Annotated in this window: 8 protein-coding genes; 7 read left to right on the plus strand and 1 reads right to left on the minus strand. The window is 33.9% G+C overall.

Going from position 1 to position 14,125, the window contains the following annotated elements; genetic code table 11:
* Positions 1 to 11 precede the first annotated feature (11 nt).
* The 7 genes from GQ47_RS18000 (at position 12) to GQ47_RS18030 (ending at position 13,017) form a co-directional block, all read left to right on the plus strand.
* Positions 12 to 1,997, plus strand: coding sequence for a RagB/SusD family nutrient uptake outer membrane protein (locus GQ47_RS18000; protein WP_035651343.1), 1,986 nt, complete (start codon positions 12 to 14; stop codon positions 1,995 to 1,997).
* A 417-nt stretch (positions 1,998 to 2,414) separates the two neighbouring features.
* A complete protein-coding gene (locus tag GQ47_RS18005) occupies positions 2,415 to 6,299 on the plus strand; it encodes a glycosyl hydrolase (protein WP_035651346.1) in 3,885 nt (1,294 codons plus the stop codon).
* Positions 6,300 to 6,428: 129 nt separating this feature from the next.
* Positions 6,429 to 7,283 (plus strand): glycoside hydrolase family 16 protein, encoded by an 855-nt coding sequence (locus GQ47_RS18010; protein WP_035651347.1) that lies wholly within the window; start codon positions 6,429 to 6,431, stop codon positions 7,281 to 7,283.
* 2 nt (positions 7,284 to 7,285) lie between these two features.
* Entirely contained in the window at positions 7,286 to 8,413 is a 1,128-nt protein-coding gene (locus GQ47_RS18015; RefSeq protein ID WP_035651349.1) for a glycoside hydrolase family 43 protein, read from the plus strand.
* A 74-nt stretch (positions 8,414 to 8,487) separates the two neighbouring features.
* Positions 8,488 to 9,513 carry a glycoside hydrolase family 43 protein gene (locus GQ47_RS18020; protein WP_238568009.1) on the plus strand — a complete coding sequence of 342 codons (1,026 nt, stop codon included), beginning with the start codon at positions 8,488 to 8,490 and terminating at the stop codon, positions 9,511 to 9,513.
* Between the two features lie 67 nt (positions 9,514 to 9,580).
* Complete coding sequence (locus GQ47_RS18025) at positions 9,581 to 11,596, plus strand: DUF2264 domain-containing protein (RefSeq protein WP_035651352.1); 2,016 nt, start codon at positions 9,581 to 9,583, stop codon at positions 11,594 to 11,596.
* 65 nt (positions 11,597 to 11,661) lie between these two features.
* Positions 11,662 to 13,017, plus strand: coding sequence for a serine hydrolase domain-containing protein (locus GQ47_RS18030; RefSeq protein WP_051951638.1), 1,356 nt, complete (start codon positions 11,662 to 11,664; stop codon positions 13,015 to 13,017).
* 6 nt (positions 13,018 to 13,023) lie between these two features.
* Here GQ47_RS18030 and GQ47_RS18035 read toward each other — a convergent pair whose 3' ends face one another.
* Positions 13,024 to 13,383 (minus strand): hypothetical protein, encoded by a 360-nt coding sequence (locus GQ47_RS18035; protein WP_035651355.1) that lies wholly within the window; start codon positions 13,381 to 13,383, stop codon positions 13,024 to 13,026.
* Between the last annotated feature and the right edge of the window lie 742 nt (positions 13,384 to 14,125).

Here is a 14,125-nt window from a genome sequence, read left to right on the forward strand (position 1 = left end):
TAATTACAATAATGAAAAAATATATAAAAAATAAAATCTCAACACTTGTGCCTTTAGTAGCAGTCACTGCTCTTTTGGTTTCTTGTTCAAAAGATTTTTTGGAACCAGATCCGCTTTCGTTTTACGAGCCTGAAACTACTTTTAGTACTGAATCTGGATTGCAGGCAGTTTTGGCAAGTGCCGATAAACAACTTCGTAACAATTACATTCATTATAATAGCGCTAGTAATAGTGTGCCAATTGGAACAGAATACGTTTTCTCTGATATGGCAAAATATGGAAAAACAGATAATAGCAGTACTATTTCTGATTTTGCTAACACTATAGTTCCCACAGGAAGTTTTAAAACAGCAACAAACGATGATTTTTACCTAGGATTTTACTGGGACGAAGCTTATACGGGTATCAAACATGCTAACACTGTATTGACTTATATTGATAAGGTAACAAGTTTATCTGAAGAAGTTAAACGTAAATATATCGGTCAGGCTTATTTTCATAGAGCATATCGTTATCTTAATTTGGTATATCAATTTGGAGATATTCCATTGATTACTAAAATTTTGGAAGTTCCAAAACAGAGTTATTATTCTACTAGAAAAGAAGCCATCATTGAAATGATTACTGCCGATATGGAAAAAGCTGTAGAATGGGTACCAGATCAGGCAAAATTACCTTATTTAGGTGTAGTGAACAAAGGAGCTTGCCGTCAGTTATTGATTAAATGTTACTTGGCTTCTGGAAGATTTAAAGATGCAGAAAATCAGGCAGATTTACTGATTAATTCATCTGGTTATTCTTTAATGCAAGCTAGTTTTGGAACTTTTGATCCAGGTGGAAATCCAACAACATGGACAATTAACAGAAATGTAATTTGGGATTTGCACCGACCTGAAAATAAAGTTATTGCAGCTAATAGAGAAGCCATTATGATAATGCCAAATGGTGGAGTACAATCATTTTTACCTTTTGCCTCAATGAGAATTTTTGGACCTAACTGGAATTCTGCAACTGTAACAACTCCTGACGGAAAACAAGCAGCAAATCGTTTTGCCTCAAACAACACTGCCAACTACCAAGCTAATTATGATTATGCAAGAGCGCTAGGGCGTGGTATTGCTACAATTAGTGCTTCTTATTATTCACAACATCCTATGTGGGTTGTAAATGGTGTTGAAGACAAAAAAGACCTTAGACATAATAGTACTGTTGGTAACTGGGTAAATATGGAAGATCTTAAATATAGTGATAGAACTTCGGCATTTTACGGTCAAAATTTCAGATTAAGAAATGGTACGACTTTGTTATCAAAAGATACCCTTCGTGAATGGTTTGATTTTCCGTTATATAAAATTTATTTGCATGACGTTGTAAATGAAACGAATCCAAATGCAACAGATTTTCAGGGAGCAAGTACAGGAAGTAAAGCACATTGGTACTTATATCGTTTAGCTGAAACTTATTTATTAAGAGCCGAAGCACGTTTTTATCAAGGAAACGTTGGTGGAGCAGCTCAGGATGTGAATACAGTGAGAGCCAGAGCAGGCGCAGCACAAATGTATGGTACAGTAACAATAGGTGATATTTGTGCAGAAAGAGGAAGAGAACTTTATCTTGAAGAATGGAGAAATGTCGAGTTAAAACGTATCTCACACTGTCTTGCACTCAGCGGAAAACCTGACGAATGGGGTCAAACTTATAATAAAACCAATTGGGATAAACAATCCGGAACTGATAATGCCGGCGGAAGTTATTGGTGGCAGCGTATCGTTCATTATACATTGTACAATAAATATCCTAGTGGTATAGTGGTTCCAAATGGAACTAAGTTTTATACGATGGACAAACGTAATAACTACTGGCCAATTCCAAGCAGTGCTATAACGGCAAACATTAAAGGAAAATTAAGTCAGAACTTCGGTTATGATGGCTATGACGCTAACATTAAAGTCTGGGATAAATGGCAGGATGCTGTCGCAGATGAAAGTCAGCTTTAATTAGCTGTATAATTAAAAAATATCGGAACTGCAGTAACCTTGAATTGTTATCTTGTTACTGCAGATGACGATATCCTTTTCGGATTTAAAACATCCAACTTCCTAAAACTAATTTTTATAAATTTTGACTGTTAAAGCATTATCCCTAATGTGTTTAGGGATAATGCTGACAGTTATAATAATTCGCATGAATAAATATATTGTACCCGTTTGTTCCAAAAGAATCAGGTTTAACAATATAAATAACAACAATAAATTTCAATACAATTTTGCCTGTTAATAAAAGCGAAAGAAATTTTCTGCTCTGTTTTGATTTTAAAATCAGCTAGTTGAGATTTCTTGCGCCAATAATTTTGTCGGTTACCAATGAAAGCATTAAACAAAAATTATAAATAATTTTTAAATCAAATATTTCATATGAAAAAACTATACGCATTTTTATTATTCTCGTTATCGGTTTTTGTATTCAATATACATGCACAAGCTCCCAATTTACCTGTAAAGGCAAATTTAGCCACAACATTAAATGGTTCTAAGACTTTTACAAATGCTGTGAGTTCAGATATTATATCTTTTCCATTATCTAATCAAACGGAATTTACTTTAGAAGTAAAAGCAAAAGTGAATTCGGCAGTTGGGAGAGGACTCGATGTAGAGGTTAAAAATACAATTGGCCTCGGATTTAGAACCTCTTTAGATAAAACAACTTTTAATAGCACTACAATATTATCAACACCAGATAATTTAAGTACTTCTGTAGATAATGCTCAGGAACAAACTTATAGATATGCCATAAAAGATGGCGTTGCAAATATTTTTCAGGACGGGCATTACTTGACTTCTAAGACACTTGATTTTTTAAATGATACTTCAGGAGCAACAATTGCGTATGGCACAGATAATTTATTGGGAAGATGGACTGGAGTTACAGGAAATAATTCTGGAAAGCCGAACGATTATGGCTGGGCAAATACGTCAACAAGTCTTCCGTGGAATACAGCCAATTCAACTTCTGGTGTTCGCTATTTGGATGTAACTTCTGGACATACGTTTGAATCTGATAATTCGGTTTACAGTGGAAGAATAATGTATATTCGTTGGGATAATGCAAGTTATTCAGCTTCAACTTATAGTTTTCCTGTAAAACTAGAACAAGGTTTGAGATATGAATTTTCATGGCTTTACGAATATATTTCTAATGCTGCTCCCGGCATCAAATTGAATGTAGCAATATCGTCAGGTGCTGACGGATCAGGCGCTATAGTTTCTAAAACATTTACAACGGGTAATGCCAATAAATTGCGAAAAGGAGATTTATCTTTTGTTTCGAATTTTGATGGAAATTATTACCTGACCATTACAGGTGATTACGGCCTTATGGCTATTGCCGATTTGAAACTAAAATCTTCAAACTTAATCAATAACTGGGACGGTCTTTTTAATGATAATGCCGGAACTCCAGCTGCTTATGCATGGACGAATGTGGCTTCTCCATCTATTTTTAATACTGCAAACAGTACAAGCGGTACGCGCTTCATGGATGTAACTTCTGGTCATACATTTGAATCAGATAATTCTGTTTATAGTGGCAGATTAATGTATATTAGATGGGACAGTACTGCACTTCAAAATTCGGTTTATTCTTTTCCGGTATCATTAGAAGCATCAAAAGGATATCAGTTTTCTTGGATATATGAATATATTTCGAATTTAAGTCCAGGTTCTCAAATGACGGTCTCAATTTCTACAGCTGCAAATGGTGGCGGAACCGTTTTGGCAACAAAAAATTTTGTAACCGGAGCTGTTAATAAACTTAGAAAAGGAGATTTGACATTTCAGTCAACAAGCGCAGGTACTTACTATATTAATATCACCGGAGCAAAAGCACTTTTTGGAATAGCCGATCTAAAAGTTCAAGAGCAACAGACAGCAAATATTGTAATTGGTAAAAATTACGCAACAGGCGCTGTAGATATGGCAATATCTTCGGTTACTTTTGAGAATGTAGCTTACGCACCCGAAAAAGTGATTAGTCCATCTTTACAAACTAACACTATTTCGAGTAATACAAGTACAGGAGCTTTTGCAAAATCAAAAGTTGTTTTAAGCGGAACTGCTTCTTTATATCTTAAAAATGGATATAATCCTTTAATAAATTCAACTGTAAACTTAACTTCAGCAGATAACAGTTTGTATTTTGAAAATGTCAAACCAAGTGAAGTAATCAGTTCACAGTTGCAGTACGTTTCAGTAAATGGCGTTTTAGCGGGCAATGGCACAAATGTAAATGTTACAAATTACGGGGCAGGTTCCGTTGTATCGCTATATGTTGCAGATTATCAGCCGTTGCAGGTTTTTACCGAAGAAAATTTTGCAGGAACATCACAACAATATGTTACAGTAACTCCATTTGATAATTTAGGATCATTTGACAATGCCATAAAATCATTCAAATTGAAAAAAGGTTATATGGCAACTTTCGCTACAAGTGCAGACGGATCTGGATATAGCAGAGTTTATATAGCAGAAAATGAAGACCTTGAAGTTCCAGTTTTACCAATTAATTTAAAAGGAACAATTTCATTTATCCGAACAATGAGATGGCATCAAGTTACTAAAAAAGGACTTGCCGGCGGAAGCACGGAAGCTATCAATTCAACTAATATTACATGGTATTATAATTGGAATACTGGAATGGATACCACTCCAAATGTTGAGTATGTTCCAATTCGTCAAACACAATATTGGCCAGCATTTGCCCCAGCATATACTAAAGAAGGATATACCCATTTGTTAGGTTTTAACGAACCAGATCATACAGATCAAGCAAATATGACTGTTGACGCGGCGATAAGTTCATGGCCAGGTCTTTTGAAATCTGGATTACGAGTTGGTTCTCCTGCAACTTCAGATCCTTATAATCCGTGGATGGCTAATTTTATGACGCAGGCTGAAGCTAATAATTATCGAGTTGATTATGTGGCATTGCATTGTTATTGGTATAAAACGGCAGCACAGTGGAAAAGTGATTTACAATATATCTATGACAAATACAAAAGACCAATCTGGATTACAGAATGGAATATTGGAGCAAACTGGACCGCTAATAATTTCCCTGATGATGTAAATACGCTTACAGATGCCAATGCAACAAAACATAAAAATGATTTAGCAGCGATTTTAACTGTTTTAGAAAGTGCTGATTATGTAGAGCGTTATTCAATTTACAATTGGGTACAAGACGCCAGAGCAATGTATGTTACTATTAATGACGCATTTAAAACAAGAAATCCAAATTGGCAAAATTATGTTTGGCTGCAGACCGCGCCAGTAATTTCGAGCACATCAACTGATTACACCGTTTTGACTCCTGCGGGGCAATATTATGCTAAAAATGCATCGGCGAAAGCTTATAATTCCGCTAAAGAATATATTCCGTTATGGAAAACAAAAGTAGAAACGTTGAGCTATACGCTTTCATCAGATTATAAAAACATTACAGTTAAATGGACAGGAACCAATCAGGAATTAGTTAATAAATATGTTCTTGAACGAAAACTAACAGGTGAAAGCGCATTTTCAGTTTTTTATGAATCAACAGATTACAATATTATTGAGAAAATCGACCAAGTTCGTACACATGCTGAGTATAGAATAAAAGTTGTAGGCAAAGACAATGTTGAGTCAGCCTATTCAGCAGTATTGGTTTATGATCAGCCTGCGATTTCAGCAATTCCAGCAAATTTTACTGGAGAAGCTGTGTCATCATCGGCAATCAATTTAAAATGGTCGCTTGTAACAGGAGCCGAATCGTATAAAATCAAAAGAGCGACAACTGTTAATGGTACATACGATATAATAAATGCTTATGTAAAAGACAGCATTTTTGGCGATACCAATTTAGAAGCAAATAAAGATTACTTCTATAAAATTGCTTCTGAAAATGCTGGTGGAGAAAGTCAATATTCGGCAGCTTTACAAGTTAAAACATTATCATCTTCAGGTTCTTTTACGGCTAAAAGCGCAAATACGTTGGCTTTAAGTCCAATAGAAGAAGAATCTGTTGAAACAATCAGCGTGTTTCCAAACCCTACAACAGGACAGTTTGATATTATTTTGCCAAATAATGAAGTCGCTGGAATAATTACAATTTATACTTCAGATAGTAAAGTAATTTCAACAGCAAATTATGGAAATGCGAGTGGCAAAATTCATTTGAATATTGAAAATCAGCCTCCAGGAATTTATCTGATAAAGATGCAATCACATCCAGCTTTAACTCTTAGAGTTATCAAAAAGTAATGAAATGAATATAAATAAAAGTAGGTTTTAATTAGTATAGAAATGATTAGGGATCTTTCGGGATCCCTAATCTTAATAAAAATTCTTAGAATTTCCTGAGATTGATCAGGATTTAAAAATAGATTTAAAATGAGATTTATTGGTAAGTTTTTGGCATTAGGTATCGTCTTAATGCTTCTTTTTAGTTTTGTAAATTACAAGCAAAGATTTTCATCTTCTGAAGATTATAAATTGGTCTGGGCAGATGAGTTCAATAAAAATGGTCTTCCAAATGAAAAGAATTGGAGTTACGAAACAGGTTTTGTGAGAAACCAAGAAGATCAATGGTATCAAAAAGAAAATGCCTACTGCAAAGATGGTTTTTTGATTATTGAAGCCAGAAAAGAAAACAGAGCAAATCCGAATTTTATTTCTAAAAATCATCGTGACTGGAAAAAACAAAGAGATTCTATAAAAGTCACTTCTTCATGTTTACTCACACAGGGAAAACATTCCTGGCAATATGGCCGATTCGAAATGCGGGCTAAAATTCCGGTAAAAAACGGAATGTGGCCGGCCTTTTGGACTTTGGGCATAGATGGAAATTGGCCTGCAAACGGAGAGATTGATATTATGGAATATTACACCGGAAAAATATTAGCTAACGCCGCCTGGAAATCAGACAAACAAAATGTTGCCTGGGATAGCGAAATAAAAAAATTGACTGATTTTAAAGATAATTCATGGGCAGATAAGTTTCACATCTGGAGAATGGATTGGGATGCCGATGCGATTAAATTATATGTTGACAATGAGTTACTGAATGAAATTAGTGTAAAAGATGCTAATCAAAATACAGATCAAAAAATATTTCCGTTTCAGCAGCCGCATTATTTATTGGTCAATTTGGCTGTTGGCGGAATAAATGGCGGGAAACTCACACCAGAAAGTTTCCCGTCAAAATACATAATAGATTATATCAGGGTTTATCAAAAAAAGAATTAAAAATGAGATTAAAATATTCGATAATTATAAGTTTTATATGCGCCATAATGTTCAGTCAAAACAAAGAATTTGAGCCAGGAAAACTATGGAAAGATACTGATGGAGCTCATATTAATGCGCACGGCGGTGGAATTCTTTTTGTTGACGGAACTTATTATTGGTATGGAGAACATAAAACAGAAGGTAAAGGAGGAAATACATCCTTGGTAGGTTTCAGTTGCTATTCTTCCAAAGATTTATACAATTGGAAAAATGAGGGAATCGTTTTAAAAGCAGAAGAAAATCCGAATTCCGAAATAACCAAAGGTTGCATAATGGAACGCCCAAAAGTGATTTTCAATGAAAAAACGAAAAAATATCTGATGTGGTTTCATTTAGAATTAAAAAATCAAGGTTATAATGCGGCAAAAGCGGCAGTTGCAATAAGTGATAATCCAAAAGGTCCTTTTAAATATTATAAATCATATCGTCCCAATAAAGGAGTTTGGCCAATGAATTTTAAAGAGGAAAATAAAACGTCTTCTCCAAATGAAGATAAGTTAAAATCTTGGAGTTCAGAATGGCTAAATGCTGTAAACGACGGAATGTTGGTTCGTAGGGATTTCAAAAAAGGTCAAATGTCAAGAGACATGACAGTTTATGTGGATGAAAATCAAAAAGCATATTTAATTCATTCTTCTGAAGATAATTTGACGCTTCATATTTCAGAACTTACCGATGACTATTTGGATTTTACAGAAAAATGGGCAAGAATGGCACCTGCAGGACACAATGAGGCTCCAGCTATTTTTAAAAAAGACGGAATCTATTACATGATAACTTCGGGTTGTACAGGTTGGGATCCAAACGAAGCGCGTTCTTTCTCTTCAAAATCGATTTTTGGACCTTGGAAATCATTGGGAAATCCATGTATAGGTGAAGATTCGGCACTGACATTTCATTCACAAAGCACTTATATTTTACCTATCTTCGGAAAAAAAGACCAATTTATTTTTATGGCCGATCGTTGGAAACCAGAAAACCCAATTGACGGAAGTTATATTTGGCTTCCAATTACCATTACAAATGAAAAACCGGTTTTAAAGTGGGCAGAGAAATGGAATTTGAACACTTTTACAGAAAACCAATAAAATGAGTTGTAAGTATCTGTAAATTTATAAACTAGAAGTTGGTAACTCAGGATGTTATTTTAAAAATTATGAAAATGAAAACACAGCAAAATTATTTGAAACAGAAATCACGTCTTGTTTTTTCGATGTTTATATGTCTTTTATATTTTTCAACAACACATGCTCAGAAAAAGAGACCAATAAAAGAAGCTGTTCCATTAGATTCGATTAGATTGAGTGATCCAGCTATTTTAGCAGATAAGAAAACCAATATGTATTATATGACTGGTACAGGCGGATTACTCTGGAAAAGCAAAGATTTAAAATTATGGAGCGGTCCTTATGAAATTGCCAAAACAGATCCAAATTCCTGGATGGGACCAAATCCCATGATTTGGGCAGCAGAATTTCATCAGTTTAAAAATAAATATTACTACTTCGCCACTTTTACAAATAGAGACAAAATAATAGATACGGTTGCCGGTAATACTATTGAGCGTCGTGCGAGTCATATTTTGGTTAGCGATAATGCTCAGGGGCCTTATTTGCCAATGAAAGATGACATTTATTTACCTGCTAATAAACCAACTTTGGATGGCACATTTTGGGTTGATAAGAATGGGAAACCATATATGATCTATTGTTATGAGTGGCTACAAAATGGCAATGGAACTATTGAAAAAATAGAACTTAAACCAGATTTAAGTGGTTCAATCGGAGAAGGAAAATTGCTTTTTAAAGCAAGCGATTCCCCTTGGAGCAGAGAAAAAGACGCTAAGGGAAATGACAAACCGAATAAAGTTACAGATGGTCCTTATTTGTTTAAAACAGGTTCTGGTCGTTTAGGAATGATCTGGACGAGTTGGATATATGATGTTTATACACAAGGAGTAGCTTATTCTAAAAACGGTACTTTAGACGGCCCATGGATTCAGGAAAAAGATCCTATTACACCTCCAAATTTTGGTCATGGAATGTTATTTAAAACCTTCGATGGCAAATGGTTGATGTCAGTTCATAGTCATAAAAAAGTTGATGGTAAAACAGTCAGAATTCCGAAATTTTTTGAAGTAGATTTATCTGGAGATAAATTAGTAGTATTAAAACCTTATTTGCCATAGAATACAATTAAGATTCAATCAATCCTGAAAAGTAGATTTTATACAAAGAATTACAAAGTTTTTAAAAATGAATAAATTAAGAGCATTCTTGTTTTTAGCGATTATTTTCGGCCAATCTTTATTTTCACAACAAAAAGAAAATACCGAGAATGTATTTCAGATAAAAAATCCTGATTTTAGTATTAGTCCTTATACAGGAATGACAAAACAGCATTGGAGAGATGCGGCAATGTATTTGTTGGAAGGAGCATTTAGTTATGTTCATTCAATGGATGATCCGATGAAATTTCCCAAGCAAGAAGGAAAAAGTTATCCAGCAAACGAAAATCAAGTTCCAACAGAAAAACTGGAAGGGCTATGCAGAACCTTATTTATAGCTTCGCCTTTATTAAAAGAAAACCCAAATTTAGTAATCAATAATATTAAAGTTGCCTATTATTATCGATACCAAATAACAAAACTTACAGATCCAACAAGTCCGTCCTATATAGAGCCTCGAACTAAAAACGGTGGTCCAAGCCAAAAATTAGTTGAATTTGGAGCTTTGGCACTTTCGCTGATGACAAATCCGGATGTTTTGTGGAAACCGCTTCCACAAACGCAGAAAGATGATTTAGCTAAAATAATGCTCAGTTACGGTGATGGCCCAACAGTAGATTCAAATTGGAAATTTTTCAACATTTTTGTTTTGAGTTTTTTCAAGGATCAAGGTTATAGCATTAACGAAAAATTACTCGTTGAATATTTAGAAAAATCATTAAAACATTATCGTGGCAATGGCTGGTATAATGATGCTCCAGCTTTTGACTATTATAGTATGTGGGCTTTTCAAATGTATGGAACGATTTGGTCGGAGTTTTTTGGAAAGAAATATTATCCTGATTTTGCAGCAAAGTTCGCAACTAATTTCAACGATTTAAAAGATAATTATCCATATTTGTTCAGCAAGAATGGCGAAATGATTATGTGGGGCAGAAGTATTAGTTATAGGACAGGAGCTGTAGTTCCTTTTCCTTTAATGGGATTCTATAATGATCCAAATACAAATTTTGGTTGGATGCGCAGAATTTCATCAGGAGTAATCAAACAATTTTTGACGCATCCTGATTTTATGAAAGATAATGTGCCTACACTTGGTTTTTATGGCGAATTTGAACCGGCAGTACAAAATTACAGTTGTCGCGGAAGTGTATTTTGGATGGGGAAAATCTTCTTAGGTTTGCTGGTTCCAGATAATAATCCATTTTGGACGAGCAAAGAAAATAATGGCGATTGGGAAACGAAGTTTAAAAAAGATGAAGTTTACAATAAATATCAGGGAGAATCTCAAATTTTGATCACAGATTATCCAAATATCGGAGCTTCAGAAGTTCGAGCGTGGTGCCATGAAAAAGTAAGTAGCGATTGGCAAAAGTTTCGTTCTACAGAAAACTACAACAGATTATCATATAACAGTGCTTTTCCTTGGCAAGCTGATGGTGAAAATGGAGAAGTTGCTATGAATTATGTTATTAAGAATAAAAAAGACCAATGGGAAGCTTTTCGATTATATACATTTAAGAAGTTCGAAAACGGTATTTATTATAGAGATGCAGTTTTGGAAACAGATGAAAATATTCAGTTTGATTTAGTGGATATTCCTCTTCCTAACGGAATTTTAAGAGTAGATAAAAATAACAGTGATAAGCCAATCGAAATGCGATTAGGTCATTATGCGCTGCCTAAATTAGAGAAAGAAATCATTACAACTAAAAAAACGATTGAAGGTAAAGAGGTTACGATTATCGACAATGGAAAATATCAATTAGCCATGATTTCGCTTTTAGGATGGAATAAGTCTGAAATCGTAAATGCAAAAGGGCTTCATCCAGAAAGTAAGGAAAGCACAGTAATTAATGTTGCAGCAAATTCTCAATCAAATAAACCAGCTGTTTATGCAATTTTAATGCTTTGGAAAAAATCGGGTGAGAAATGGAATAATAAAGAACTGGTTCCACTAAAAGTTTCAGAACAGACAAATGGAACGATTTCAGTAGAATTTAAAAACGGAACAAAGAAGCTAGTCGAATTTAATGCAAAATAGTTTTATAATGTGTTAAAAAATAGTATATTACGTGAATTTGTTTAATGATATATTTAATTAACCACATGAATAAATTATATTTTCTTCTTTCCTTTTTATGGATAGTTTGCATTTATGGACAATCTAAAGAAGACGTGCAATTAGAAAAAAAATTGGACGAATTGCTTTCTTCTAAATTTAGCGCATCTGAGCCTGGTTGTGAAATATTGGTAGCAAAAAAAGGCGAGATTGTTTATAAGAAAGCTTTTGGAAGTGCAAACCTTGAATTAAATGTGCCAATTAAGCCAGAAATGGTTTTTAAACTCGGATCAATAACTAAACAATTCACAGCTGTTGCTATTTTGCAATTGGTAGAGCAAGGTAAAATTTCTTTACAAGACAGCTTGCAGAAATTCGTTCCTGATTTCCCGTCAAATTCTAAAAAGATAACTATTGAGAATCTATTGACACACACATCAGGAATAAGGGATTATATGCAGATTGATTATCCAGAACCTAATTTAGAAAGGAGAGATTTTGACCCGAAAGAACTTATAGATCGTTTTAAAAATTTTCCATTAGAATTTGAGCCTGGGACGAAATATAAATATAGTAATTCAGGCTATTTTCTATTGGGGTATATTATTGAAAAAGTATCGGGCAAAAGTTATAAAACCTATCTGCAGGAAAACATCTTAAAACCATTAGATTTAAATCATATCTATTTTGATACTTCAAATGATATTATTCCCAATAGAGTCAACGGGTATCGAAAAGAAGGCGCAGAATTTAAAAATGCTGATTACTGGAGTATGACTATTGCTTATGCCGCAGGTGAATTGATTTCAAATGTTGATGATTTATTAAAATGGAACAAAGGATTGTATTCATATAAAATCCTTAAAAAAGAAACTTTAGAAAAAGCATTTGTGCCTTTTAAATTGAAAGATGGAAGCATGACAGAATATGGTTATGGCTGGATATTGAAAAATATAAATGGTATAAAATCAATAGAACATGGTGGAGCTATAACAGGATTTTTAAGTACTGAAATCTATTTTCCTAAAGAGGACGTTTTTGTCGCTGCATTATTTAATTGCGGGTGTGCTCCAAAGGATGAATTGTCAGTTGATATTACAAGTCTTGCATTGGGAAAAACATTCCAAAATGAAGTTAATGTAGATGCTGCTTTACTAAATGAATATATTGGTACTTATACATTGTCAATAGACAATAAAAGAAGTATTGAAATTGTGAAAGAAAATGGGCATTTACTTGCTAAGATTTCAGGACAAGGAACTGTTCCTTTAATTTTTCAATCTGATGTAAAATTCCAGTTTAAGAATATTCTGGGTGCCGAATGTGAGTTTATAAAGGAAAATGGAAAAGTTACTAAATTTAATGTAAGTCAAAATGGGAACTTTGAATGGAAAAAAAATTAATAGACATTAGTTGAGTGTTTCAGTACTTTCCATTCTTAAACAATGCTCAGTTCCAAGATAGAGTGGATTGCCATGTTTTTCAGACCAAAATCCATCAAGAACATCCCTGGTGATACATCTGTAAACAGCAACTCCTTTATAAGTTTTTCTATCGTCACCTTTATAATTAAAGTTAATTACTAAAATATTATCTTTAAAGAAACCTTTGCCTTTTTGTTCTTGGGTATTATTAATTAGCCAATGCGCAATAATTCGGTCGTTTTCATCTAACGACAAAGTTAAAACGCCTTTGTAGCTAATGTTGTTACTTTCTTCCTGATTACTTCCTGAAATAGCATATCTGCCAACTAAATCCTGTATGTTCATTAATGGTATCTTTTTTAAGCAAAGATAAAATATATAATAATTGTATAGCTAGTTAAAGTTTGTTCATGTTTTCTATACATATATAAGGAAGAAATTATTTTATACTATAATATATATAAGTATAGCTTTTGCCAAGCTGAGTGGAGTGGAAGCTTTTCTAAGTTTAGACGATGGAGTTTTAAGATTGTTATTTATAAGGAGCTGTTTCCCGCTATCCGCTTCAATCTTTTGCTTTTTAAAGAAAAAAGCAAAAGGATTTCCGCTTCTATCGGGGCTATGGGAGATGTTTTCAGGAGAAATTTAGAGGAAGAAGAGAAGATTCCGGGTAAAAGAGAGCCTGAAAGGAAGAAAACCCAGGACTTTCGCGTCTTTCCGGGATCAAAACCGCCAAATATTCCAGTTCAAAAGGTTGTTTTTTGTTCATAAAAGAGGCCGAAAGATTAAAAACCCGCTAAAAGCTGCGGATGAAAACCCGGTAAAATCATGAAAACTGCACCATAATTCAGAAAAAGGCTACAGATGGGTAAAAATTTTTGGATTGTAAAGAATCTGTTATCAGTGAGTTAAGAAATAATCCGAAAAAAGATGAAAAAAACACATGGAAAAAGCTTGTATAACTGAATAAAGGTTCTACTTTTGCACCCGCAACAACGAAAGACGTTCACTGAAATGCTGACAAGAATACGGAATCGGGATGAAAATTTTTTTTTCAAAAAAGATTTCGAAAAGCTTGTGAGATTCG

This window comes from Flavobacterium sp. ASV13, from assembly GCF_000745775.1.
Taxonomy (GTDB): Bacteria; Bacteroidota; Bacteroidia; order Flavobacteriales; family Flavobacteriaceae; genus Flavobacterium.